Source organism: Shewanella indica, from assembly GCF_033842865.1.
In the GTDB taxonomy this organism is placed as follows: domain Bacteria; phylum Pseudomonadota; class Gammaproteobacteria; order Enterobacterales; family Shewanellaceae; genus Shewanella; species Shewanella indica.
This window is the reverse complement of record NZ_JAWXXR010000001.1, coordinates 1,887,799-1,913,316: the sequence shown is the minus strand read 5'-3', so window position 1 is coordinate 1,913,316 and position 25,518 is coordinate 1,887,799. Positions and strand designations below refer to the sequence as shown.

23 protein-coding genes and 1 pseudogene are annotated in these 25,518 nt (G+C 52.2%); 12 read left to right on the top strand and 12 right to left on the bottom strand.

Features of this window, described 5'->3' with window-relative positions:
• Nucleotides 1-239: 239 nt before the first annotated feature.
• A complete protein-coding gene (locus tag SIL79_RS08875) occupies nt 240-4,676 on the top strand; it encodes an EAL domain-containing protein (RefSeq protein ID WP_052248220.1) in 4,437 nt (1,478 codons plus the stop codon).
• A 61-nt stretch (nt 4,677-4,737) separates the two neighbouring features.
• On the opposite strand, the gene SIL79_RS08870 is transcribed toward SIL79_RS08875, so the two are convergent.
• Both SIL79_RS08870 and SIL79_RS08865 read right to left on the bottom strand, forming a co-directional pair.
• Nucleotides 4,738-5,829: a branched-chain amino acid aminotransferase gene (locus tag SIL79_RS08870; RefSeq protein WP_071476418.1), complete on the bottom strand. Its 1,092-nt coding sequence runs from the start codon at nt 5,827-5,829 to the stop codon at nt 4,738-4,740.
• A gap of 104 nt (nt 5,830-5,933) precedes the next feature.
• A complete protein-coding gene (locus SIL79_RS08865; protein WP_071476417.1) occupies nt 5,934-7,292 on the bottom strand; it encodes an esterase/lipase family protein in 1,359 nt (452 codons plus the stop codon).
• A 235-nt stretch (nt 7,293-7,527) separates the two neighbouring features.
• Between SIL79_RS08865 and SIL79_RS08860 the strand changes: the two genes are divergently transcribed.
• Nucleotides 7,528-8,082 (top strand): outer membrane beta-barrel protein, encoded by a 555-nt coding sequence (locus tag SIL79_RS08860; protein ID WP_144361382.1) that lies wholly within the window; start codon nt 7,528-7,530, stop codon nt 8,080-8,082.
• 66 nt (nt 8,083-8,148) lie between these two features.
• Here the strand turns inward: SIL79_RS08860 and SIL79_RS08855 are convergent.
• Together SIL79_RS08855 and SIL79_RS08850 are read right to left on the bottom strand one after the other, a co-directional pair.
• Nucleotides 8,149-8,334: pseudogene (locus tag SIL79_RS08855) on the bottom strand (IS5/IS1182 family transposase); the annotation flags it as partial.
• 86 nt (nt 8,335-8,420) lie between these two features.
• Nucleotides 8,421-9,197 (bottom strand): AraC family transcriptional regulator, encoded by a 777-nt coding sequence (locus SIL79_RS08850; RefSeq protein ID WP_144361383.1) that lies wholly within the window; start codon nt 9,195-9,197, stop codon nt 8,421-8,423.
• Nucleotides 9,198-9,350: 153 nt separating this feature from the next.
• Between SIL79_RS08850 and SIL79_RS08845 the strand changes: the two genes are divergently transcribed.
• From SIL79_RS08845 to SIL79_RS08830, 4 genes are all read left to right on the top strand, one after another.
• Nucleotides 9,351-10,466, top strand: a complete 1,116-nt coding sequence (locus SIL79_RS08845) for a multidrug effflux MFS transporter (RefSeq protein ID WP_319619159.1) — start codon at nt 9,351-9,353, stop codon at nt 10,464-10,466.
• 519 nt (nt 10,467-10,985) lie between these two features.
• Entirely contained in the window at nt 10,986-11,276 is a 291-nt protein-coding gene (locus SIL79_RS08840; RefSeq protein ID WP_039035364.1) for a helix-turn-helix domain-containing protein, read from the top strand.
• Complete coding sequence (locus SIL79_RS08835; protein WP_319619158.1) at nt 11,266-12,615, top strand: type II toxin-antitoxin system HipA family toxin; 1,350 nt, start codon at nt 11,266-11,268, stop codon at nt 12,613-12,615. Before SIL79_RS08840 ends, SIL79_RS08835 begins: the two co-directional genes overlap by 11 nt.
• Before the next feature lie 17 nt (nt 12,616-12,632).
• Nucleotides 12,633-13,637, top strand: coding sequence for a YecA family protein (locus tag SIL79_RS08830; protein WP_039035362.1), 1,005 nt, complete (start codon nt 12,633-12,635; stop codon nt 13,635-13,637).
• Here the strand turns inward: SIL79_RS08830 and SIL79_RS20680 are convergent.
• Together SIL79_RS20680 and SIL79_RS08825 are read right to left on the bottom strand one after the other, a co-directional pair.
• Nucleotides 13,599-13,784 (bottom strand): Arm DNA-binding domain-containing protein, encoded by a 186-nt coding sequence (locus tag SIL79_RS20680; protein ID WP_405130433.1) that lies wholly within the window; start codon nt 13,782-13,784, stop codon nt 13,599-13,601. The genes SIL79_RS08830 and SIL79_RS20680 overlap by 39 nt on opposite strands.
• Before the next feature lie 244 nt (nt 13,785-14,028).
• Nucleotides 14,029-14,892 carry a YicC/YloC family endoribonuclease gene (locus SIL79_RS08825; RefSeq protein WP_039035361.1) on the bottom strand — a complete coding sequence of 288 codons (864 nt, stop codon included), beginning with the start codon at nt 14,890-14,892 and terminating at the stop codon, nt 14,029-14,031.
• A gap of 180 nt (nt 14,893-15,072) precedes the next feature.
• On the opposite strand from SIL79_RS08825, the gene rph reads away from it, so the two are divergent.
• Together rph and pyrE are read left to right on the top strand one after the other, a co-directional pair.
• Nucleotides 15,073-15,786 carry a ribonuclease PH gene (gene rph / locus SIL79_RS08820; RefSeq protein ID WP_025010865.1) on the top strand — a complete coding sequence of 238 codons (714 nt, stop codon included), beginning with the start codon at nt 15,073-15,075 and terminating at the stop codon, nt 15,784-15,786.
• A gap of 105 nt (nt 15,787-15,891) precedes the next feature.
• Complete coding sequence (gene pyrE / locus SIL79_RS08815; protein ID WP_025010866.1) at nt 15,892-16,533, top strand: orotate phosphoribosyltransferase; 642 nt, start codon at nt 15,892-15,894, stop codon at nt 16,531-16,533.
• 103 nt (nt 16,534-16,636) lie between these two features.
• On the opposite strand, the gene folE is transcribed toward pyrE, so the two are convergent.
• From folE to coaBC, 5 genes are all read right to left on the bottom strand, one after another.
• The gene (gene folE, locus SIL79_RS08810; protein WP_025010867.1) at nt 16,637-17,287 is read right to left on the bottom strand and encodes a GTP cyclohydrolase I FolE; all 651 of its coding nucleotides are present in this window, start codon (nt 17,285-17,287) and stop codon (nt 16,637-16,639) included.
• Nucleotides 17,288-17,481: 194 nt separating this feature from the next.
• Nucleotides 17,482-19,452, bottom strand: coding sequence for an alpha/beta hydrolase family protein (locus SIL79_RS08805; protein ID WP_039035360.1), 1,971 nt, complete (start codon nt 19,450-19,452; stop codon nt 17,482-17,484).
• A gap of 131 nt (nt 19,453-19,583) precedes the next feature.
• On the bottom strand, nt 19,584-20,177 hold the full coding sequence (slmA, locus tag SIL79_RS08800) for a nucleoid occlusion factor SlmA (protein WP_025010868.1): 594 nt from the start codon (nt 20,175-20,177) through the stop codon (nt 19,584-19,586).
• Between the two features lie 24 nt (nt 20,178-20,201).
• Nucleotides 20,202-20,660, bottom strand: a complete 459-nt coding sequence (dut, locus tag SIL79_RS08795; RefSeq protein ID WP_025888140.1) for a dUTP diphosphatase — start codon at nt 20,658-20,660, stop codon at nt 20,202-20,204.
• Entirely contained in the window at nt 20,657-21,853 is a 1,197-nt protein-coding gene (coaBC, locus tag SIL79_RS08790) for a bifunctional phosphopantothenoylcysteine decarboxylase/phosphopantothenate--cysteine ligase CoaBC (protein WP_039035387.1), read from the bottom strand. The genes dut and coaBC overlap by 4 nt, the downstream gene beginning before the upstream one ends.
• Before the next feature lie 128 nt (nt 21,854-21,981).
• Here coaBC and radC point away from each other — a divergent pair, with 128 nt between their 5' ends.
• The 4 genes from radC to SIL79_RS08770 all read left to right on the top strand — a co-directional run bounded on the left by radC (nt 21,982) and on the right by SIL79_RS08770 (nt 24,267).
• Nucleotides 21,982-22,659 carry a RadC family protein gene (gene radC / locus SIL79_RS08785; protein WP_039035359.1) on the top strand — a complete coding sequence of 226 codons (678 nt, stop codon included), beginning with the start codon at nt 21,982-21,984 and terminating at the stop codon, nt 22,657-22,659.
• A gap of 122 nt (nt 22,660-22,781) precedes the next feature.
• Nucleotides 22,782-23,018 carry a 50S ribosomal protein L28 gene (rpmB, locus tag SIL79_RS08780; RefSeq protein ID WP_028769274.1) on the top strand — a complete coding sequence of 79 codons (237 nt, stop codon included), beginning with the start codon at nt 22,782-22,784 and terminating at the stop codon, nt 23,016-23,018.
• 6 nt (nt 23,019-23,024) lie between these two features.
• Nucleotides 23,025-23,198, top strand: coding sequence for a 50S ribosomal protein L33 (gene rpmG / locus SIL79_RS08775; protein WP_025010872.1), 174 nt, complete (start codon nt 23,025-23,027; stop codon nt 23,196-23,198).
• A gap of 301 nt (nt 23,199-23,499) precedes the next feature.
• Complete coding sequence (locus SIL79_RS08770; RefSeq protein ID WP_162206619.1) at nt 23,500-24,267, top strand: phosphatase PAP2 family protein; 768 nt, start codon at nt 23,500-23,502, stop codon at nt 24,265-24,267.
• 42 nt (nt 24,268-24,309) lie between these two features.
• Here the strand turns inward: SIL79_RS08770 and SIL79_RS08765 are convergent, their stop codons facing one another.
• Nucleotides 24,310-25,440: a pyridoxal-phosphate-dependent aminotransferase family protein gene (locus tag SIL79_RS08765; RefSeq protein WP_144361408.1), complete on the bottom strand. Its 1,131-nt coding sequence runs from the start codon at nt 25,438-25,440 to the stop codon at nt 24,310-24,312.
• Nucleotides 25,441-25,518: the final 78 nt, after the last annotated feature.

The following is a 25,518-nucleotide window of genomic DNA, read 5'->3' as shown; positions in this document are numbered from 1 at the left end:
ATATAAAGTTTGCCAAACAGAGAAAAGAAATCTGTTATAAGTAATACCATTCTGTATTAGGAGTTTACTGACTCTGCGAGACTGATGGATGTTTATACAAGGCAAACATTGGAAGGAAGCAGAAGATAGGTCAACATTGGCCTGCACAGTTTCAATAATGCCTTGAAACGCCCGTCAGCCCTCCCCCATAGAGAATGGTTACATTATCACTAACCCAAGCCACCAAAGAAGAGGGATTCTTGTCGCGGATCTGTTGCTTACTCGCCGCTCTGCTGTTATCTGTCAGCCTGTTTGAGCTCAGGGCTGAACCTGTGCCCCAGCTCAAATTTCAGCATGTCAGCAGCATGAATGGCCTTAACCAGAACAGCATCACCAGCCTCTACCAGGACAAGGCCGGTATCTTGTGGATTGGCACCCAGGATGGCTTACACAGTTACAACGGCATCGACTTTACCCTGTTTCAGCATGACCCCTACCACAGCCAGACATTGTCGGATAATCATGTCACCGACATACTACAGGATGGCCAGGGACAACTTTGGGTAGGCACCTTCAATGGCGGCTTGAACCGCCTGGATCTACAAACAGGCGTATTCACTTCCATTGGCCGCGACCAGGGGCTCAGCAGCAAAAAAATTAACCGCCTGGCTCTGGTGGGAGACACACTCTGGATCGGTAGCGGCAACGGACTCTACGCCCTGGATACTGACAGCGACGAGTTGCATGAGCTGTCACTGAGGCAAAATATCAGCACAGATATCCAAGTGCTGACCCCCATAGGAAAAGATGCCTTGCTGATTGGCAGCCAGAGTGATGGTTTGCTGCTTTTGCGTAATGAAGGACTCAAGCCCCTGCCCTTACCCGATGCCGAACATGGACATCCGGTACAGGCGCGCCAAAGCGAAGATGGCGCCCTGTGGCTGGCAATTGATGACGCACTCTGGCGTTATCCGCCGGGTTTGAACAACCCAGAGCTTATCTATCGTTTACCCAAACCCAATCGGGGCATTCTCGAATTTATCTTCGACAACAGAGGTGACATCTGGCTTGGTGGGCAACAGACAGGACTTATCCAACTACAGCTTAAAGAAGGTCAGTGGCAAGCCAGACACTATCGCTATGACCCATCGGATCCCAACAGCCTCAGTGATAATGATGTCTACAGCCTGCTGCAGGACAATAACGGGATCTTGTGGATTGGCAGCCTGTTTTCCGGCATAGACAAGGTGAACCTGGCCCGGCAATACTTCAAGCATATCTACAACAATCAACAACCCTTGGAGCGTCAGCGGGACAATAATATCCGCGCTATATTCCGCGCTAAAGACGGCCTGCTATATTTGGGCACAGATAGGGCCGGCTTATTTCATATAACGGCCGATGGCCGCTTTGTATCCCACCACAATCAGCTTGCCAAGCTGCTCGGCCAGGATGAATCCTTTTTGGATCTCACCGTGAGTGCGATTGCCCAAGACAGTCACCAAAGATTGTGGCTGGCCAGCAGTGGCGGCTTGATAAGCCTGAACAACAGCGGCGAAATGCAGCTCTATCGTCCTCCGGGTAACAAACCCGCTATTCGTGATTTGCTCATCAGTCCAGATGAGCATATCTGGCTCGGTGTCGGCAACACCCTATACCATTTCAACCCGGAAACCAGGGGATTCCAAGCTCACTTTGTCAACGAGTATCTTGAAGATGGCCCACAAGAGCAAATGATCCTCAGTCTGACCACAGCCAATAACGGCATCTGGGTCGGTACTACCAACGGAGCTTATTGGCTGCAACCTGACACAGGTCAACAGCAGATCATCCGCGGTGATCGTCTGGTCAATCCCATGGTGCGGGACATACTCAAAGACAGAGACGGCAACATCTGGTTTGCTACTCACGGCGGTCTCAGCCGCTTGCGTCAAGGTGAGCTGCAGCACTTCGACCGTAATCAGGGATTACCGGGCAACACCGTCTATGCCATTGAACAAGACGAGAGTGGCGACTTCTGGTTCAGCAGTAATTCAGGGATCAGTCGCTTTGCCGTAGACAAGGAAAAGGTGCTGACTTTCAATGAACATGAAGGATTACAGGCGTTGGAGTTCAACGGCAATGTCAGTTGGCAGGATACGGATGGCAGTATCTGGTTTGGTGGCATCAATGGATTGAACCATTTCTACCCTCAACAAGTCCCCAAAGTTCGTAAACAACCTAAACTGGCCCTGGCAGGTTACCGCATGGGCAACAGCTATTTCCCACGGCTGGATCTTGGTCACGTTCCCGAATTGACGATTCCTTACAGCGAGCAGTTGGTAAGCTTTGAGATCTCAGCACTGGATTTTGCCTATCCCCAACGCCACAGATTCAGCTTTTTTCTTGAAGGCTGGGACAAAAGCTGGCACCCGGCCCAGTCGCTGCACGAAATCAGCTATACCAACTTGGCGCCTGGCAACTATCGGCTGTTTGTCCGCCATCAGTTACAACACAACCCTGAAGGACAAGAACAGCTACTGCTAAAACTCACGGTACCGGCCCCCTTTTACCGCACCACTCAGGCGTATCTGTTTTACCTGACACTGACACTGATACTGTTTAGCCTCTGGCTAAGACATTTCCTTGCTCAACGCCGCCTCGAACAGCAAACCCAGTCCAACATTCAACTTTCCGAAGAAAGGCTGAAACTGGCGCTATGGGGCTCGGGTGACCGCATGTGGGACTGGCAGCTGGAAGATGATCGCTTCTTCGTTACCGGCCCCAAACAAGGCTCGGAAGCACCGGCGGAAACCAACGCCAGTAGGCAGATGGCACTGGTGCATCCCGATGACAGGCCCCAGGTTCAAGCGGCACTGGAGAGCTACCTGCAGGGAGATACCGAATTCTTCGAGGCCGAGTATCGTATCAAACTCACCGACGCCAACTGGAGCTGGGTGTTGGATCGCGGCAAGATCGTCGAGCGCGACCGTAGCGGCAAGCCATTGCGCCTGGCAGGCACTTTCACAGATATCAGTATGCGCCGCGGTCAGGAAGAGGCGCTGCGACTATCATCCCAGGTACTGGAAAGCATGAATGAGTCTGTGGTGGTTTGCGATCTCAACTACCGCATCATCTCGGTCAATCCGGCATTTTGCAGCACAACAGGCTTCAGCGAACAGCAGATCGCCTGTAAGCCTTTCCTGTTCCTGACCCGTGGCCTCTATGACAGAAGCTTCTATCAACAGATAGAGCATCAATTGCTGAACCAAAAACACTGGTCCGGTGAAGTGCAGATCCGCACCCACTGCAAGCAGCCGCTGCTGGTGTGGATGGAAGTCAATCAGGTGCTCAACAGCCAGGGCGAAGCCAGCCATTTCGTGGTGGTATTTACCGATATCACAGACCGCAAACAGGCCGAGGAAGATCTGCGCCTGTTGGCCAACTATGATCAGCTCACAGGCCTGCCCAATCGCACTCTGTTCCAGGACAGGTTGGATCATGCCCTGCGCCAGGCGCACCGTAACCGTAACTTGGTCGCCCTGCTGTTCCTGGATCTGGACAGATTCAAACACATTAACGATTCTTTGGGCCATCATGTGGGCGATCAACTGCTGAAAGCAGTTTCCTCCAGACTGACCCAAGCGATAAGAGATGGGGATACTGTTGCCCGTCTGGGTGGTGATGAGTTCATCATCATTCTCGAAGGGCTGCAAAAAACCGAGGCGGCGACCGTCATCGCCGAAAAACTGCTGGCGGTGTTTGATCGCCCCTTCTCACTGGAGAACTTCAGTCTCAATGTTTCACCATCCATAGGCATCAGCCTCTATCCGGATGATGCCGAAGATGCGCTGGAGCTGCTGAAGTTTGCCGACACCGCCATGTACCATGCCAAGTCACTGGGACGCAATAACTTCCAGTTCTATACAGCTAAACTCAACGCCTATGCGGTGCGCCATGTGCAGCTGGAAGCCGGGCTGAAACAGGCGCTGGAACGCGATGAATTCTACCTGCTGTATCAACCCAAATTCTGCGTCCATAGCGGCAAACTCACCGGCATGGAAGCCCTGCTGCGTTGGGAAAGCCAGGAGCTTGGGCCTATTTCTCCGGCAGAGTTTATTCCGCTGGCCGAGGAAACCGGCCAGATCAACGCCATAGGTCAGTGGGTACTGCTGAGTGTCTGCAGTCAACTGGAGCGCTGGCAGAATCAAGGGCTGAAAGCAGTTCCGATAGCGATCAATCTCTCTGCCAAACAGCTGCAGTCAGACATTATTTCCAGCATAGAAGTGGCTCTTGCCATGCATGGTCTGGCCGCTGATCTACTTGAGATTGAACTGACAGAGTCAGCGGTGATGCAACAACCATTGGAATCGGTGGAAATACTCAATCAACTGAAAGGGCTGGGATTAAGCCTGGCGGTCGATGATTTCGGTACCGGCTACTCCAGTCTGGCCTATCTCAAGCGTTTCCCGCTGGATACCTTAAAAATTGACCGTGAGTTTGTCCGCGATATCACCAAAGATCCTGACGATGCCGCCATTACCAGCGCCATCATAGTACTGGCTCACAGCCTGGAGTTACAGGTGGTGGCCGAAGGGGTTGAAACCCAGGCCCAGCTTAACTTCCTCGCCGCCCAGGGCTGCGATCAGGCCCAGGGCTTCCTGTTGGGACGCCCGATGACAGAAGTGCAAGCACAAGCCTTACTCAGCCGAAAATAAAATCAGCTCGTAAAAAACGCGGCTCAAATGACCGCGTTTTTATCAATGGGGGGTTATTGGCTTATGCCTTTTCCTGCCTGGGCACTTTGCAGACCCAGCCTTGTGGGCCTTGTCTGTGCCCTTTCTGGATTTCAGTGAAAACTTTATAGATGCGGCTGACATGTTCACCCACCTTGCCGTCACCGACAGTAACCACCCGGCCATCTTCAAAAATGTAGGAGCCGACCGGAGAAACCACGGCCGCTGTGCCGAAACCGCCGGCTTCGATGATCTCGCCTGACTCGACACCTGCGATAAAATCATCAAGCTTGACCTGCTCCTGGCGGACATCACAGCCAAGCAGTGGCGCCAGCTCAATAATTGACTGAGAGGTAATCGACTTGAGTATGGTATCGGTAAACTCAGGGATGATCACTGTACCATCCTTGAGAATATGGAAGTGGTTCATCGCTCCGGCTTCTTCGATATATTCATTGGTCGAGTCCAGGTACAGCACCTGGGAAGCACCGTGAGCCGCGGCGGCCTTACCGGCACGCAGGGAAGCGGCATAGTTGCCGGCAGCCTTGGAGGCTCCGGTACCGCCGGATACCGCACGATGGAATTCTTTGCTGATCAGCAGGCGAATGGCGTTGAGACTCTCACCATAGTAGGCGCCGCTGGGACTCATCACCACACAGAAGGTGTAGCGGTTAGCCGGGCTGACTGACAGTCTGTCTTCGGTGGCAAAAATAAAGGGCCGGATATAGAGGCAAGCCCCTTCCTGCATGGGGAACCAGAGACGGTCGACATCGATAAGGGCGTTGATCGCCTTAAGCTGCATGGCTTCATCAATATTGGGAATACAGACGATATCGGCAGAGCGGTTCATGCGTTCGGCATTCTTGTTGAGCCGGAAAGTATAAATCTCACCGTCTTCATGCATAAAAGCCTTGGCGCCCTCAAAAATACTCTGACCATAATGCAGCGCCATCGCGCCGGGAGCCATCTCAAACGGACCGTAGGGGACGATGCGGGGATCCCGCCACTCGCCATCATAATAATCCATCATGAACATATGGTCGGTGCGCAGACGACCAAAGCCAACATTACCTTCAGGACAAAACTGCTCTGAGCGACGCTCTGCGGCGGGCTTTAACTGATACTTGATTTCCATTGCTTACCACCTTGACTATTGTTCAAGCAGACTAGGGAGCGCCCGGAACAATGTCAAGAGGACCAAGGTCTGTGGCCAGCAGGAGTACTGTAAAAAATTAGCCATCAAATCTCGGCAAGTTCCCCCTGGGGAGGTAAGCGGGAAAAATCGCCGCCCTCTTCAGGGCTGACAAGGGTAAACAGCCCGCCATCACGATGCCGCTTAAGCAAGAGATCCACTTCCAAAGTGGCGTCTTGCTTCAGCAGCCTGGATACCGCGCCGGCATCAGACTGGAACTCAGCCGCGCGATAATAACAGCCGCCATCATCGGGGCGCGGTACCAGCTTAAAACCGATTTTACCCTGAGGCAGGGTCTGCATCTTGGCGGCATCCAGATACAGAGTCAGGCAGTTGCGGCTCTGCTGATTGCGCTGTTTATCCTGCATAAAGCCCTTAGGCAAAATACCCGGCAGATACTGCTCGCCACTGAGCAGATAGAAATCGAAATCCTCTATGGCGGCGCCGGTATCATCCCACACCCGAATCACCAACATAGTGTAACGCTTCTTGGTAGCCCGGCTTTGGGTTTGCCGCGCAAACTCCTGACAGGCATGACGATAAGCCTCTACCGAGTCGACTTTTAACCAATTAAGAATCGCCTGCACCACCGGCTTGTTAGTGGCATTTCTGCGACTGACAGAGCGCATGATCCCCATTTTTTCTTTGCTGTGACTGGCCCTGGGAATAATGCCAAAGCCACTGACAGGAGCCTGAATGAAACTTGCCGGCACCAGCTTGGCCACGCAGGCACCATCAAAGCTGTCACATTCCTGAGCCTGCTCCACCAATTGCAGCCGAGCATAATTCATATTCGCCGCCGCGACCCGCACCACACCATCCGAGCCAGGCTCGGCGGTATAGGAGTTGAGATAATCATAGAGGGATGCATCTATGCTTTCGCCAGTCAGCACCAAGGGCCAAAGCCTAGCAACTTCAAAATCATAGTTAAGCCAGGCTTGACTTAAAGCAGCCTGCCCCAGGCTGCCCAGCTCCAACCAGTCAAGGATCTTCTGCCCTGGCTCCAATCCATCAAACCAGGCCTTAATCCTGGCAAGGCGCGACTTGCCAAGCTGTGCCAAAGCTGAGCCGTGATTGGCCGGTGCCAGCATGATCATATGAGTCACGGGACAAGCCGCCAGCTTTTGAGCGCCGAAGAAGGTTTCCAACCAACAACGTATCACGGCCGCGCCAGTGCTGTGGGTGATCACCGCGAAAGGCTCATCCCCCAGCACTTCACGTCTGGCAGCCTCGAAAGCCAGCGCAACGTCCTCCAGCTTCACTTGGTCCTGAAAACTGATATAACGCCCCAGGTGCAGATGACTCACCTCAAGCTCAGTGTCTGCCAGCTTGGCCAATGCCTGGGGCAAATAACCATAGGTCTCTGTGGAGGTCACACTCCAGCCGTGTACAAATACCAGTCTCATCCCTTTTCCCTCAGGTTAATAGTCCCATTTCCAACCACAACCCCATCACGGGCTATCAACAATTGCCATTTCTAACATCAAGTTTTTTAACACAAAAACCTAACTTATACGATAAAAAGTCTCTTCCGGCTCTCATTCAGTCAAAGTTCAGCAAAACGGCCCTAACCTGCCGATGAACACAAGTTGACCCGGCTTAAAACAGCCATCCGGTCTTTCCCGGATCAAGGAGTAAATTATGAAAATTCAATCTCTAATACTGGCTTCCGCTGCGGCTCTCGCTTTCTCAGCCCCTTCCTTTGCCGCTGACTGGTTTGTCGGCGGTGGTGTCGGCGCGCAGCAAAACGACTACTCTCACAAGCCCATTGATGGCGGCAAGTTCAGCGATGATGATCGCAACGCTGTCTACATGGTGCGCGGCGGTACCTTCCTTACCCCCAACCAGCGTCTGTACGCCACTTATAGCTACAACAGCGATGACTTCGCCAAACAACAGATGGGACTGGTTTCCTATGACTATCTGGTAGGTTTGGATCAGGCCCACAAGCTGAACTGGTTTGTCGGTGCCAGCGCGGGGATTAACCACACCTCACCGGACAGCGGCGCTCTGGGATCAGACAATAATTTTGTCTGGGGTGGTCAAACGGGTCTTGTGTATAAACTGAATGACAACCTCAATACCGAGATAGGTTATCGTTATCTGAAGCAAGACTATGACAACAAGATAGACACAGGTAAATATGCGCTGGACAACACCCAGCAACTGTACCTGAGCGTAGACTACCGCTTCTGATGACATCCAGGTCACTATAGTGCATGGATTCAAAAGTGTATTTAGTTGACCACCGGAACATAAGATGGTCTGGCGAACAGGCATGCCGAATCTTATGACTTTGTTTAACACCTTGACGCCAGCCAACGCTTCAACAACTTGCCTGCAGTAGCCTCGTGAGCGGGACCTGGCGTCAATGAGTTATTTATAACGATACCCAGTGGTCTCTGGCAAGGAACGCCTATGGAAGTTATTCATCCATTCCCACTGTTTACAAAGGATTTGTGCTTCTGCAGCAAGCCTTGCATTCAATTTTATGAGCCGGCGCAGAGTACGCATGAGGCTTGTTCACACCGTCCTTAATTGATTGAATTCTGAATAAAGCTCAAAGGCGTTTGGCCCGTCTGCTTTTTAAAAAAGGCAATGAAGGCGCTGTCGGAAGAAAACGCCAGCTTGTGGGCCACCTCGCTGACAGATTTGGCGCCGGATAGGAGTTCGATGGCCTTCAAAAGGCGCCATTGTTGGCGCCATTGCTGATAAGTCATACCGGTTTCAGCCTTGAATAACCGGGTGACTGTCTTGGTACTGGCGCCGACACTGTCGGCAAGCCTGCGTATATCCGGCGCGAGAAACTCTTCCTTGATAAGCCGCTGGCGGAATCGGCGAAACCTGCGATCCTGTGGCAGTGGCAGCTGAAATGAATGTTTCTTGGCGGCATAAAACTCTTCCCAAAATAACGCACTGCTATTGGCCATATCCGACTCCGGCGTGTTCCACGGCCACAGTGCCATCTTGTCTATCAAGGCTTTCAAGAGGGCGTTGACCTCTATCATGCGAAGCTCAGCCGGAGTGTTGAACCTGGCGCAATCAAAATACAAAGAACGATAGGCCACCACATTGGTCATTACCGCGCGGTGCGAAATACCGGGCGGGATCCACACGGCTTTGGTGGGTGGCAAGATGCAGATGGCGTTCTCCAATGCAAAGCTCATGCAGCCGTGGGGGGCATAAAGCAGTTGCCCTTTATGGTGTTGGTGCATGCCCGAATCGTGCTGGCCAACATCGGCCGCAATGCCGATAACACTGGCTGGAAAGGTATCCGCATCGAACTCAGTTTCCTGCTCAATAATCGCCATGATGTCCCTATTTTGATGTTTCTTGTCTTTATGTCGTTAACGTGCCGTTTCATCAAGAGTATACACTGCGCGCCGACTTGGAAAGCGCGGATCAAGCCTGCATAGAGGAGCAGGGCTTGTTCGCAGCTTGCTTGATTGTGATAAGGATAAGAGATGAAAACCAAACCTTCGCTATGGTTGATGCTGGCGCTACTGATGTTCCCGCAAATAGTGGAAACCATTTACAGCCCGGCCCTGGGGGCGATTTCGCAGACATTTGCCGTGTCCTACCCTCAGGCGGCGCAAACCCTATCGGTTTATTTTCTGGCTTTCGCTGTGGGCGTGGCAGTGTGGGGCATAGTGGCCGACACTTGCGGCCGTCGCCAGGCCATGTTGCTGGGACTCTTTATCTATGGCGTCGCAGCCTGGGTGGCCATGTCAACAACCAGCTTCGCCGTGCTGATGGCCGCCAGAGCCTGCAGCGCTTTTGGTATTGCTGTCGGCTCTATCGTCACCCAAATCATGCTGCGTGACGCCTTCAGCGGTGAAGAGTTGGCGAAAGTGTTCAGTGTGATGGGACTTGGGATTGCCATCAGCCCGGTTATCGGCATGTTTTCCGGTGGCCAATTGGTCAAGGTGGGTGGTCATCATGCGGTATTTTTAGCTTTATTTATTATGGCCTTGGGATTATTCGCCTATTGTTTTATCAGGCTGCCGGAAACCCAAACCAGCAGGCAGAGTTTGCAACTGGTCGCCTTGAGTAAACGTATGCTCGGTGACAGGCAAATCTGGCAATCTGCGCTCTTGGTTACTGCCTATAACGTTGCCCTGTTTTCTTACTACCAACTCGGTGGATTCAACTTTGCCAGGCTTGGGTTCACGCCGGAACAGTTCGGTTACAGCGGTTTAATCCTTGGCCTGGGCTCACTGATCGGCAGCTACAGCAATAAACGCTTGATCTCCAAGGGAGTCTCTAAAGGCAAACTCTTGCAAGGCGCTGCTCTATTGCTGCTTCTGGGAGCCATAGGAGTACAACTCTCGCTGAACACCATCGGGTTTCTGGCGCCTATGCTACTTGTGGTTATGGCATTTGGAATAGCTATCCCCAATGTGCTCAGCATGGCCTTGGCTCAGTACCGGCAGCAGGCCGGCAGCGCCGGTGCCCTATTTGGCTTGATGTACTACTTACTCATCGGCAGCGGCTTGGCTCTGGCAGGTGTGGTGCAGCACTTGGGATGGGTACTGTTAGCCTGCGGCAGCATGGCGCTGTTGGTAAGCCGGGTTCGCTGATGAGTTTGCCGCAGTTGGCCACTATTCAGTGCAGAGTTTGCGCTATTAGGCCTTGTCTCCGGTCTTAGTGTTCATTTGCGCCGACCAGCTATTAGGTAGGATCTAGAAATGACAAAGCCCCTTATTGAAGGGGCTTTTTGAAATGGGATTTGCTGGAATTTTGAACGTTTTTAACAGCGCGGAACATTATTCTAGGTTCAGGATCTGCTCATCGAGTAGCGGACCAGACCATTTAAAAATCAATAAGTTATAAAAACAAACCGTTCAAAAATGGCTGCTTCCACCACCAAACAACCCACCACTAACCTATGGCTTTTACTAAATCTTGGTAGCACGTCTTGGTTATGAGTACGGAAAAACAGTGCCGTTTTCACTCTACAGTTGGGTTCAAAAATAGCAGTTTCGGAAGGCTTGATCGAGTAAACTTTCAACACCATTGAATTCATTGGATACAATAATGGCCATTTTTGGTTATTTACCTATATAATGGATATAACTGTATCCAATAAGTCATTGCAAATGAATTTTACTTTACTTGATGATATCGATGTAAGCCAAGCCTATGCTGCTTATTTACGTGAGTTACGTCAACGAGCGAAGCTGTCACGAGCTGCGCTCGCTGAGCGAAGCTGCGTCCCAGCGGCCACTATTAAGAAGTTTGAGCTGACTGGGCAAATTTCATTTCGTCAATTGCTGTTGCTTTGGCAGACCCTCGACTCATTGGATAGGCTCTATCAGCTCACGCTACCAAGTAAAGAACGCGTTTCTACACCATCTAGCATTGATGAGGTGCTAAAAGATGAGTTTTAAACCCATTCAAAAACTCACCATATCCCGTACGTTAAGCTCAGGTGAGCAGGTCACTGTAGGGGTTTTGGCTCAGAATCGACAAGGCGTTTTTTTTCAGTATGCAGACAGCTATTTGCAGCAGTTTGGCAATTTATCGCCTTTTACTATTCAGGCAAGCACACAAGTACAAGCCGCACCTAAACAGCCACACCAAGGTGTGCATGGTGTATTCGGGGATTGTTTGCCCGATGGTTGGGGCATGCTGTTACAAGATCGTATTTTCCGGCAAAAAGGCATTCTGCCTAATCAATTAACAGCAATGGATAGACTGGCTTTTGTCGGTGATAAAGGTATGGGAGCGCTCTCTTTTTCTCCGGTATCTGAGTTTTCAGCCACGACGCACGCTGACATTGATTTAGCAACCTTGGGTTTAGAAGCACAAACACTGTTCGATTCTTCAATGTCAGATTATATGGACGACAACCAAGATGAGTTAGATGGGCATACTCAACACGTGTTGGCCGCATTAGTCGCCGGAGGTAGTTCGGGTGGTGCAAGACCAAAGGCGCAGATTTATATGCCTGCTGGGGAAACTCGGCATTGTCGAACCTTTGCACAGCCCGGTGATGAAGCTTGGTTGATTAAGTTTACCTCGAAAAATCTAGAGCTCGGGCATGAAGAAGGTTTGTGTGAGGCGGTCTATTTGCAAATGGCCGAGCAAGCAAAGTGCCAACCGCCAATTTGGCAACTTATTGAAGCGCCGCATACAAGCGGTGCGCCTGCGTGGTTAGCACTCAAGCGTTTTGATTATGTCGCTGAACAGACCAATTTAGGCAGCCAGCGCAGTTCAGGCCGCTTGCATATGCACAGCGCCTGCGGATTGCTTGATGCAGACTTCCGAACGCCAAGTTTAGATTATATTGATTTAATCAAAGCCAGCCGACAGCTGTGTAAATCTCCAGCCGCTGGGCAACTGCAATTTCGCCGTGCCATTTTTAACCTGCTGTCGTCTAACCAAGACGATCACAGTAAAAACTGGGCTTTTTTGCAAACGGACGATGGCCAATGGAATCCTGCACCTTTTTACGATGTTACCTACAGCCCACATCCATTTAACGAACATGCCACTGCCTTTGGAGGTTATGGCAAAGCGCCACCGCTTAAGCTAATGCAAAAGCTGGCTGCCAGCGCAGGCTTTGCCAATTGGAATAAGGTGAGGCAAGTTATTGAAGAAGTCGCAGAAGCCATCAGTCAGTTTGCTCATCTAGCAAAGCAGCAAGGGGTAAGTAAAATCACAGTGTCTGCTATTACCCATACATTGAACCAGCGTAAACAAGAAAATGAAGCGCTTTTTCTATAGTAATAAGAAGGGACAACATGAAGCTTGGCCGAAACGATCCTTGCCATTGTGGCAGTGGTAAAAAGTTTAAACGTTGTTGTATGAGCAGTGTCTCCAAGCAACATGCCCAAATATTTGATGATATTGACACCATGCTGGCAATGAACCCCAATTTGAGCCTTGATGAACTCAACACTGTTTTACAGCACAAAGTGCAGGATCGTAATAATCAACCTCATCCCGATTTTTGTGGTGTAACACCAACGCAAATGGCCAATTGGCTTTATGCGCCTTTTGATGAATTACAGTGGGTGACAATCAGCACACCAGATGCGCTTTTAGCCAGTCCTGTGATGCGCTATTTAGCTCTTATTCTTGATGAGGCTATGGCGCAAAATGGGTCATTCAAAGCCACGAGTAAAGGCAACTTACCGGCTAAGTTGGTTAAACAGGCCAGTGAGTTATTGCCTGAGTTTGCCGTTGCTCAATTCGAACGTAGTATAAGCATCAGCGAGTTTTCGGGCAGCAACGAAGACAAATTTAATGCCTTGCACTACACCCGAGTGCTTGCCGAAATTAGCGGTATTATTTATCGGCGCAGTGGCCGCTACCATGTAAAAAAATCAGCGCAAAAGCAGTATCAAGCGCTAGGCATACAGGCCTTTTTCAAACCTATGTTAGAGGCCGCCATCAGCAAATATAACTGGGGTTATTTGGACAGTTTCGAATACGATGTCGACTTGCGACCATTTTGGTTATTTATGCTGTGGCGCATTCAGTGTCACAACAATGTGGAGCAGCTTGTTAAAGAGGTGATGACTGCTTTCCCCGATTTACTACAGGCATTCTCTACAGATGATTACTTCGCGCCAGAAAGAAACTTAAGCATGCTCTTTGAATCCAGGTTTATTAAGCGATTTTTACAGTTTTGGGGATTTATCACCATAGATCCAAGGCGTTATTTAAACGCTGAGCCGGTCGTCAGAAGAGCTCAAATTCAGCCCTTATTCAAACAAACGTTTCAATTTACAATTAACATATAAAAAGATCGTGAAGGCCGCATCTCGTGCATCTGCAAGGGATAGTTCTGGATAAGATCCAATTGTCATTTCTGGACGACAACCGTTGATTGAAAATCGCAAGATCCAAAAAAGGTTCTCCAGAGGCGGGTACAACGAAGTAGAGGCCATTACCATCTGCGGTTTTGCGTGGTTCATCTTTGGCCAAAGCGGCGACTTTGCGTGCATTGAGCTTGCCCATATAGTTCTCCTTAGGTATGGAAAGTTACTCACCATTTAAGGGCATACTAGATCAATCCTACTCACCACTAAACTCACCAGTTGGTTGAAAACAGAGGCAAAGACCTGAAATCTTCTGAAAACAAAAAAGCCTCAAAAAATGAGGCTTTATGCTGTACTTGTGAATGTTAAAACATCACTCCACGTTCTGGATCTGCTCTCTCATCTGTTCAATCAGCACTTTAAGCTCGAGCGCGGCGGCGGTGATTTCGCTGCTGATTGACTTGGAGGCCAGGGTGTTGGATTCGCGGTTGAACTCTTGCATCATGAAGTCCAGTCTGCGGCCTTCGCTGCCACCCTTGTTGAGGATCCGGCGGGCTTCGGCCACATGGGCTTCAAGGCGGTCCATCTCTTCGGCCACATCCTGTTTTTGGGCCAGCAATACCATTTCCTGTTCCAATCTGGCCGGGTCCAGTTCGCCCTGGATTTCGGCCAGGCGGTTACTGAGTTTTTCCCTTTGCCATTCCATCACCTTGGGCATGTGCTCGCGGACTATGGCGATCTGGGCTTCAACGGCATCCAGGCGGGTCAGCAGCATCTCTTTGATGGCGCTGCCTTCACGGCCGCGGGCTTCGATAAACTGATCGACGGCGCCGTCGAAGGCTTTGAGCAGTTCGGCGGCAATGGCATCCATGTCTTGCTCAGATGAGGACATGACCCCAGGCCAGCGCAGAATATCCACTGGATTGAGCTCACCCTGGCCGGCTTGCTGTTTTACCCAGTTGGCGGCCTGCAACAGTTGCAGTGCCAAGTCCTGATTCATATTCAGCTGGGTACCTTGTTGATCGTTCAGCTCGTAGCGCAGGTTGACTTCTACCTTACCGCGATTGAGACGCTTGCGCAGTCTGTCTCGCAGCACAGGCTCCAGGCTGCGGAACTGTTCCGGCAGGCGCAGATAGGTTTCCAGATATCTCTGGTTGACTGAGCGGATTTCCCAGGAGGCTGTGCCCCAGTCGGCTTTATGCTCGATACGGGCGTAGGCGGTCATGCTGTGGATCATCAGATATTCCAGTTGCTTGAAGACGGGTGTAGCAGAGGATTATAGACAGCTTGCCCCCGGGGTTAAAGTGAAGTGTATACACTTTGTCGGTTCGATACGGATCCGTCATGGCGTCAAGCGCCGCAAGGCCCTATAATATGCAGCCAATTCAGTCCAGACGACAAAATACAGGAATTCACTATGCGTCCCAGCAACAGAACTCCGGCTCAAACCCGCCCCATTTCAATCACTCGCCAGTTTACCGCCCATGCGGAAGGTTCTGTGCTGGTCGAGTTCGGCGATACCAAAGTACTCTGTACCGCCAGTTTTACCGAAGGGGTGCCGAGATTTCTCAAAGGCCAGGGCCAAGGTTGGGTGACGGCAGAATATGGCATGTTGCCCCGTTCTACCCATAGCCGTATGGATCGCGAAGCGGCCCGGGGCAAGCAGTCTGGTCGTACCCAGGAAATTCAGCGCCTCATCGGCCGTGCTTTGCGCGCTGCTGTGGATATGAAGCTGCTGGGTGAAAACACCATAGTGATCGACTGTGATGTGATTCAGGCCGACGGCGGTACCCGCACTGCGGCCATCACTGGTGCCTGTGTGGCTCTGGTGGATGCGCTTAATTGGGCTCGTGCCAAGGGTATTCTCAAGGCCAATCCGCTCAAGTTCCTTATCGCCGCCGTGAGCGTGGGGATTTTTGAAGGTGAGCCTATCTGTGACCTGGAATATATCGAAGACAGCGCCGCCGAAACCGATATGAACGTGGTGATGACAGAAACCGGCAAGATCATCGAGATCCAGGGCACCGCCGAAGGCGAGCCGTTCAGCCATGAAGAGTTGCTGAGTCTGCTGGAGCTGGCCAAGCATGGCATTCGTGAGATTATCGATGTGCAGAAGGCTGCATTGAGTTAAGTTTTTTTAAGGACCCCATGAGGGTCCTTTTTTTCGTACTCCAGAGAGTACTTGTTCGTACCCGTGAGCCTTAAGGGCTTACCCATAATCACAAGAGGAGAGATCGTGAAAGCCTATCAGCGCGAGTTTATTGAATTTGCCCTTGAGCGTCAGGTGTTGAGATTCGGTGAGTTTACCCTGAAGTCCGGCCGCAAGAGCCCATACTTCTTCAATGCCGGTCTGTTTAACACTGGCCGGGATCTGGCCCGCCTGGGCCGTTTTTATGCTGCTGCGTTGGTGGATGCCGGTATCGACTACGATCTCCTGTTTGGCCCGGCCTACAAGGGGATCCCCATCGCCACAACCACGGCTGTAGCCTTGGCCGAACACCATGATCTGGATATTCCTTACTGCTTTAACCGCAAAGAGAAGAAAGACCACGGCGAAGGCGGCAATCTGGTTGGCAGCGAGCTCAAGGGTAAGGTGATGTTGGTGGATGATGTGATCACCGCAGGTACCGCTATTCGCGAGTCCATGGAGATCATTCAGGCCAATGGCGCGACTCTGGCCGGGGTATTGATTGCCCTCGACCGTCAGGAGAAGGGCAAGGGCGAACTGTCTGCCATTCAGGAAGTGGAGCGCGACTTTGGTTGCCAGATAGTGGCCATCATCAAGCTGGCCGATTTGATTGCCTACCTGGCCGAGAAACCGGGGATGGAGCAGGAGTTGGCCGCCGTTAGCGCCTATCGTGAACAGTACGGTATTTAATGCCGTCCAGGATAGAATCTCAGCTCTTAAAGAAGCTTGAGTAACTTGCTGTACAGTCCAACAAAAAACGCTGCCTTGGCAGCGTTTTTTTATTACGGAGAGGCTATTTGGCCTGATGCAGAAACTCGGCGCGGGTGGCCGGGTTGGACTTGAACACGCCGCCAAGAGCCGTAGTGGTGGTGGAGCTGGTGGAGTCCATCACACCGCGGGATTTAACGCAGTAATGCACCGCATCCATTTTTACCGCCACATCTTTGGTTTCCAGCAGGGTCTGCAACGCGACCAGTACTTGCTGGGTCAGGCGCTCCTGCACCTGTGGCCGCTGGGCAAAGAAACGCACTATGCGATTGATCTTCGACAGGCCGATGATCTTCTTTCGCGGCAGATAGGCCACAGTGGCCGTGCCGTCTATGGTCACCAGATGGTGCTCACAGGTGCTGGTGAGGCTGATATCCTGCACCCGCACCATTTCATCGAAGCCCATCTTGTTGTCGATAACAGTGATCTTGGGGAAGTTGGCATAGTCGAGGCCGGAGAAAATTTCGTCGACATACATCTTGGCGATACGTTTCGGCGTATCCATCAGGCTATCGTCGCTCAGATCCAGCGACATCAAGGTCAAAATGGCCTTCATATGGGCCTCTATTTTTTCCTTGCGCTCCTCGGCCGACAAGCCACAGGGTACCATGGGGGTCTCGAGTCCTCGCTCCAGGAGCGCGGTCTGAACCATCAAAGCTGCTTCACTCAATGCCATTGTTTTCCTCCGGCGGATAGACGCCAAGCAAGCGCCTTCCGTTTGTTACTGTCCGCGCAAGCTGTGTGACGCTTTTCACATTTATCTGCGGGAAGCGGAGGATACCGCTATTTGCTGTAAATTCATACCAGAAAAGCCCCATAGCACGAAAAAAGCCGCTCTCTGGAGAGCGGCTTGGTTTACGGCAGTTAAACTTAAACGCCCAGATTCTGCTTCAGGAAGTTGAGCATTTTCTGATAGTAGATGGCTCTGTGGCTTTCATCGTAGAAACCGTGGCCCTCATCATCCATGATGATTTTCTGGTAGGGGTAGTTATGCTTCTTGAGCGCATCTTCCAGGGCTTCAAACTGCTCTATGGGGGCGCGCTCATCATTGCCGCCGTGCACAAGCAGCAGGTTGGCCTTGAGCTTGTCGACGTTGCGAGTGGGCGACATAGCGCGCAGCACGGCTTGATCCTGACCAAGCACAGTTCGCAGGTAGCTAGTGCCCGAGTCACGTGCCTGCACGTCACCTTCTTTAAACATCATTTCCAGATCGTACACCCCGGCAAAGCCGATGGCGCACTTGAACAGATCCGGCTCCATGACCGAGCTTTGCAACGCGCTGTAGCCGCCAAAACTGCCGCCGACGATACAGATGCGCTGCTTGTCCACTATGCCTTGATCTATCAAATGGCGGGTGGCGTCTATGATGTCGTACTGAATTTCACTGCCCCACTTGCGGTAGCCCGCTTGCTGGAAGGCTTCGCCATAACCACCCGAACCGCGGAAGTTAACCTGCAGTACGGCTATGCCCTGATTGGCCAGCATCTGGTTTTGAGGATTAAAGCCCCAGCTGTCCCTGACATAGTGTGGGCCGCCGTGCGGGTTGACCACCAGAGGCAACTGCTTGGGATCTTTGCCGGGAGGCAAGGTCAGATAAGCCTGAATCGTCATGCCGTCACGCACCTTGATATCCATGGGTTTCACTTCAGCCATTTTGGCCGGATCTATGCTTTCCATGGTACGCAGCAGATGTCTGAGTTTGACCGTTTTAGTATCAAACAGATAGTAATCACCCGGGTTGCGGTCGTTGAAGGCCAGAATGATCATCTTGTCGGCGTTACGGGTCTCGCTGATGATGCGAACCTGATGCCCCGGCAGGCTGGCCAGCAGCTGCTTCAGATACACTGCATGCTGATCTTCCGGATCAACAAAGGCGTAGGTTGGGTAACCGTTGGCAAACTCCACCGCGTAGAGCTGTTTGTTTTGGCCGTTGATCCAGAAGTTGTCCGGCTCGACTCTGGCGTCATTGACCATCATCTTCTTTTCACCGGTTTTCAGGTTGACCCGATACACGGCCTTGGGCTCATCTGCCTGGGAAGCGGCGGCATAGACGCTGTTGGGGTCTTCGGTGAAGGAGATTGGGGTAAAGTCCTTCAGGCCGATATTCAGCTTGTCGGTGTCAATCCATTCGCCTTCATTACGGTAGAAAATACGGGTGTTGTTGCTTCTGTCCTGACCGGCCACAAAGCGCACCTCACCGTCATCATCTGTCATGAAGCTGGCCATTCCTATGGGAGAACGGGTAATTTTCTTGCGAGTGCCGCGGTAGACATCAACCCGATAGACATCCTGCAACTGTTCGTAATCCAGGCTGCGACCGCCGTTCCAGGGGATGGCATTAACCAACATGTAACGGTCATCATCCGGCAAGGGATCGAGCACATAGGCAGTGGCCTGGATGGCGGTGTTTTTCTTCAAGTGGGAACCGGTTTGTTGCTGGCCCGAATTGTAACCGAACAGATAAGCAACCTTGGAGCCATCGGCATTCACCGCCATCAATTCACCATAGTAGAGCGGGCGATCATCCCAGCCCTTGAGGTATTCCTTGGCGACCACGACACGTTCATCGTTGACCCAGGTGTAACTGCCCACTTGGGCATTGCCCGGGAAGTAAACAATATGCTTGGCACTGAGGTCTTCAGTATTCAGGATCAGTAGCTTATCTTTTCCTTCGTGATTCATGATCACGCTGAGATAGTCACCGGAGGGGGAGATTTTCACATTGGTGTATTGCGCCCCCTGGCTGAAAATTTCTGCCGGCGTGGGCGTTTGATTACTCTGGGCCAGTGCGAGTGCGGGGGCCAGCAATAATATACCGGTCAACAAAGGTTGGAATTTCATTTTACATCCTTGTGTTTATTATAAGTAACCCATGTTTGTTCAATGTTAATTAAATGCTTGAGTTTGGACAAGGCTAAATCCATAAAAAAAGGACGGTTTTTACCGTCCTTTATCCCGAAAAAATAGGGTATTCAGCTCTGCAATAACTGGCTTTGAATAAACTGCCACTGCTCCTCGAAGTGAGCCGTTGGCTTGAGCTTGAATTCACTGCGAACAAACTGGGCAATGCGACCTTCGGCCACCGCCAACAGCAGATTTGCCAGAATGGCTTCATCCAGGGCGAATTTTTGCCCTTCTCGCAGGGACTTTTCCCGCAGGATCTGCTTTAGATGGGTTTCCAACTTGGCAAACAACAGATTGATCCGTTCTCTGAGACGCTCATTTTCGCCCAGCAGGGCATCACCGCTCAGAACCCGGGAGATCCCTGGGTTGCGCTCGGCAAACACCAATAACAGCTGCAGTGCCTGTTGGCAGCGTTTCATGGTGTCTTTCTCCTCATCCATGATGAGGTTGATGCGTGACAGCAGAGAGTCTTCAATAAACTCAATCAGGCCTTCAAACATCCGCGCCTTGCTGGGAAAGTGGCGATAGAGCGCCGCTTCCGACACGCCAACTTCCGAGGCCAACTTGGCAGTGGTAATCCTTTGCCCCGGATTGGTTTCCAGCATTCTGGCAAGGGATTGGAGTATGTGTTCACGACGATTGATTTTTTCTTTTACAGCCATGTTTCGCTCTGTCAGTGGCAGGGATTATTGAGTGCCTGAGTGACCGAAGCCACCCTCGCCTCTGTCCGAGGTGTCAAACTCATCCACCAGTTTGAACTGGGCTTGAACGACGGGCACAAACACCAATTGGGCCAAGCGGTCACCTATCTCCAGGGTGAAAGGTGTCTGGCTGCGGTTCCAGCAGGAAACCATCAGCGGGCCCTGATAGTCAGAGTCGATCAGGCCGACCAGGTTGCCGAGTACTATGCCGTTTTTATGGCCCAGCCCCGAGCGGGGCAGGATCACCGCCGCCAGAGAAGGGTCGGCCACGTGAACCGCAATTCCGGTCGGGATCAACACTGTTTCACCCGGGGCTATGGTGATGCTGGTGTCCAGCATGGCGCGCAGATCCATGCCGGCACTGCCTGGGGTCGCATAGCTTGGCAGCGGAAATTCACTGCCAATACGCGAGTCGAGAATTTTCAGTTCTATGGGTGTTTTCATGAGTGGTTTTTATGCTTCGCTATCAGGATCAGCAACTGTTTGGCCAGGCTCAACTTGTCGGTGGCCGGCAGTTCATCACAACCTGTTGCAGAAAATACTTTCAGAGCATTCCGGTCGGCATTGAAACCCTGACCCGGAACAGACACATCGTTGGCGGCAATCATATCGAGTTTCTTGCGCTTGAGCTTGTCACGCGCGTAGGTCTCCACTTCATGGGTTTCTGCCGCAAAACCCACGGTAAAGGGCCGGATAGAATGGCTGGCGACCGTGGCCAGAATATCCGGGTTACGCACAAGTGCCAATGCCATGGTTTCGGAAGATTTTTTTATTTTGGCTTCGGCGACATCGGCGACACGATAGTCTGCCACTGCGGCGCAGCCAATAAAAATATCCTGTTGTTCCACCCGTTGCATCACGGCATCGAGCATCTCTTTGGCCGATTGCACATCGACTCGAGTCACCCCTGCCGGGGTAGCCAAATTAACCGGGCCGCTGACCAGAGTCACTTCGGCGCCCATCTGCGCCGCCGCAGAGGCCAGTGCAAACCCCATCTTGCCTGAGCTGTGGTTGGAAATATAACGCACAGGATCTATCGCTTCGCGGGTCGGTCCGGCGGTGAGCAGCAACTTTTGGCCGGCCAACAGCTGTGGCTCAAAGCAAGCGGCGGCTCGCTGGGCGATATCATTGGGTTCCAGCATACGCCCCGGGCCGACTTCACCACAGGCTTGGCTACCGCTATCCGGGCCCCAGATACCATAGCCGCGCTCTGCCAGCACCTTGAGGTTCTCCTGGGTCGCTGCGTTTTGGTACATCTGTTGGTTCATCGCCGGGCAGAGCATCACCTTAGCCGCCGTTGCCAGGCAGGTGGTGGTGATCAGTTCATCGGCCATACCGGCACGAATGCGGGCCAACAGGTTGGCGGTAGCGGGGGCAATGATAACCAGATCGGCCCAGCGGGCCAATTCGATATGCCCCATGGCAGCCTCGGCCGCAGGATCCAGCAGATCTGAGGCCACAGGATGGCCGGATAACGCCTGCAAGGTCAGCGGAGTAATGAATTCCATGGCGCTCTGGCTCATGACGACCCTGACTTCGGCACCTCTGTCCTGCAGGCGCCGCACCAGATCGGCACTCTTGTAGGCGGCAATGCCACCGCCAATCCCCAAGAGGATTTTTTTATGCTTCAGGCTCATAGAGACAATCAACTGATGGTAATTGGCGGCTAAGATATCACAAAGCTCCCCCGACTTGGCAGGATGCAGCTTCAAAAATCTCGACCATAATTGAAACAAAGTATAGGGCACAGGGACGGGAGCCAAGGATGGGTATCAGAGACTGGCCTACAGGAGAGGGCCCAAGGGAAAAGTTGCTGCAGCAGGGAGCCAAGAGCCTGAGTGATGCCGAGTTACTGGCGGTCTTGCTGCGTAACGGCCTGGCGGGACAGAGTGCGGTCGAATTGGCCAGAGATTTGCTCGCGGCATTCGGCTCACTGCGGCAACTTTTGGTGGCACCGCTGAATCAAGTTGCCCGAATTCCGGGAATGGGACCGGTGAAATATACCCAATTGCAGGCCGCCGCCGAACTTTCGAGGCGAATTTCCCGGGAAAAGCTGCAAAGAGGGCCGGTTTTGACAAATCCGGATTTGACTCGCGACTATTTAATGAGACAATTAGCAGACCGTGCCACCGAGGTGTTTGCGATTCTGTTGCTGGACAGCCAGCACCGAGTAATCCAATTCGTGGAATTATTCCATGGCACCCTGGACTCTGCATCCGTCTATCCGCGAGAGGTGGTTAGACTGGTGCTGGAAAAACAGGCCGCGGCGGTCATAGTTTGCCATAATCACCCGTCCGGCGTGGCTGAGCCCAGCCAGGCTGACAGGCGAATTACTGAGCGGTTGAAATGTGCGCTCGCAACCATAGATGTTTCACTTCTGGATCATATGGTTGTAGGGGATTGCGAGATAGTTTCCTTCGCAGAACGCGGATGGATAGTTTGATCCATCGCTTGATCTTTCCTCAGTTATCCTGTATAACATGCGCCCTCTTTGTGCCTCGGGCGACGGCCATACGAGGCACATTAATGCTCGAGCGTTAAAATTGTTTTTTGGAGAAGATTGACATGTCAAGAGTATGCCAAGTTACTGGCAAGCGACCAATGGTTGGTAACAACCGTTCGCACGCAAAAAACGCAACTCGTCGTCGTTTTTTACCTAACCTGCAGAACCACCGTTTCTGGTTAGAAGACGAAAAGCGTTTCGTACAATTGCGCGTTTCTACCAAGGGTATGCGCATTATCGACAAGAAAGGTATCGAAGTCGTTGTTGCTGAACTTCGTGCCCGTGGCGAGAAGGTGTAATAGAAAATGGCTAAAGCTAAAGGAAATCGTGAGAAGATCAAGCTGGTTTCAAGCGCCAAGACTGGTCACTTCTACACTACCGACAAGAACAAGCGTAACATGCCTGAGAAAATGGAGATCAAAAAATTTGATCCCGTAGTTCGTCAGCACGTTATCTACAAAGAAGCCAAAATCAAGTAATCCACTTGGTATTTGAATTCTTGGAAAGCCCCTCTAGCAGGGGCTTTTTTATATTCAACTTTCAGTCACATTGGCTATATCAAGACAATGCCATATCAGAAACTCTGGGTACTCTGTAGCCGTTTTTAATCAGTGTCATCAATCCTGGCCCTCATTGCCACCGCGCCCCGGTAGCAGAAAACAACTTCGGCCCCTGTTTAGCGCAACATGACACTCAGCTTAACCAAACACTGAATAGTACTTGCTGCACTTCCTTTCTCTGGCACAATGGCGGTTTGTCCGTTCCGATAAGGGTGTATTAATGAAATATGCAGCCGTCCCTTTGACCTCCCTGGCCATTTGTTGGCTGTTTCTGCTCAGCTTGCCGCTGGCGCTGTTTTCCCTGTCAGAGCCGCTCTTCCCCTGGCTCAATCTCGACAGTGCCGCCGCTCAGTTTTGGTACTGGTTAACCGTGTCCGGTTCGGCCCCCTGGGGCGTAAGCACTGTGTTGTTGGTGTTTGCCATCAGCTTTTTTATCCTGCCGAGGGGCAGCTGGCTGAAGATGATGTTCTGCACTTCGCTGGGCTTGGTGCTGTGTTTGTTGCTCAATGAACAGCTCAAGCTGGTATTTGCCGAATCACGGCCCTATATCGAATGGCTGTCCCACCAGCAGCATCTGGATATCAAGGAGTTCTACAGCATAGACAAATATGCCCGCAGGGAGCTGTTGGCCCAGGTTCTTCCCGGGGTATCACCGCTGGATATGCCGATCTCGACACAGATCCAGCGCCACTGGCAGATAGAAACAGGGTTCTCCTTTCCCTCCGGCCATACCATATTTGCCGTGACCCTGACTATGTGCAGCAGTTTCTTTCTGCTAAGGCACAACAATCTCTGGCTTCCGGCGCTGCTTATCTGCTGGGCGCTGTTGATGGGGCTGAGCCGTATGTTGCTGGGAATGCACTGGAGTGTCGATGTATTAACCTCGACCCTGCTGGGAGGAATATTGTCGGCCTTGACTATCTATGTCGGCAGTCACAGCTATCGCCGCCTGGAACCTTGGTTTAACGGGGCTGTGAGTAAAGGCTAAAACGAAAACGCCCCGTCATTAGGCGGGGCGTTTATCTAAAGATCAGTTAAGCACTTCGGCCAGAGCCCGCAGGCAAAGGGCAACATTTTCCCGTCTGGCACCGTAACCCATCAGGCCGATACGCCAAGCCTTTCCGGCCAAGGCGCCGAGGCCGGCACCTATCTCCAGATTATAATTATCCAACAGCTGCTTTCTCACGGCGCCATCGTCGACACCTTGCGGGATATAAACTGCGTTGAGCTGCGGCAAGCGGCTCTGCTCGGCCACCACAAATTCTAGCCCCATGGACTCAAGCCCCTGACGCAGCAAAAGGTGCATCTCCCGGTGGCGCTGCCAGGCATTTTCCAGCCCCTCTTCGGCCAGTAACCGCAGCGCTTCGTGCAGCGAGTACAGGGCATTAACCGGCGCTGTGTGGTGATAACTGCGCTTGCCATCACCGCTCCAATACCCCATCACCAGAGACTGATCCAGGAACCAGCTCTGCACCGGGCTCTTGCGCGCCTTGAGTTTAGCGACGGCGGCCGGAGAGAAGGACACTGGGGACAAACCCGGCACACAGGAGAGGCACTTCTGACTGCCGGAATAGATGGCATCTATGCCCCAATCATCGACTCTGAGCTCGACGCCTCCGAGGGAAGTTACGGCATCGACAATCGACAGACAGCCATGCTCACGCGCCAGGGCGCACAGCGTTTTGGCGTCGGAAAGCGCGCCGGTGGAGGTTTCGGCGTGCACAAAGGCCAGGAAGGCGGCATCGGGATGCGCCTTCAGCGCAGCTTCCACCACTTCTGGGTCAACCGCTGTGCCCCATTCGAAATCCAGCATCACCGCCTCGGCGCCAATCCGCTCGACGTTCTGGCGCATTCTGTCGCCAAACACCCCATTACGGCAGACAATCACCTTTTCGCCCGGCTCCACCAGGTTAACGAAACAGGTCTCCATACCGGCGCTGCCCGGGGCAGAAACCGCTATAGTCATCTCGTTGCGGGTTTGAAACGCATATTGAATGAGACTCTTGAGCTCATCCATCATGGCCACAAACAGAGGATCCAGATGCCCAACCGTCGGCCGCGACTGCGCCGCCAATACCTGAGGATAGACATCCGAAGGGCCGGGGCCCATCAGGATCCGGCGGGGAGGGTTAAAAGCGCTAACCGAGGGTGCAGCAAACATCTTGGCTCTCCTTACAAGAGGTTTCAGGGTACGGATTAGAATAATAACTCAAGACCATAGCATAAAACTGACCGCCGG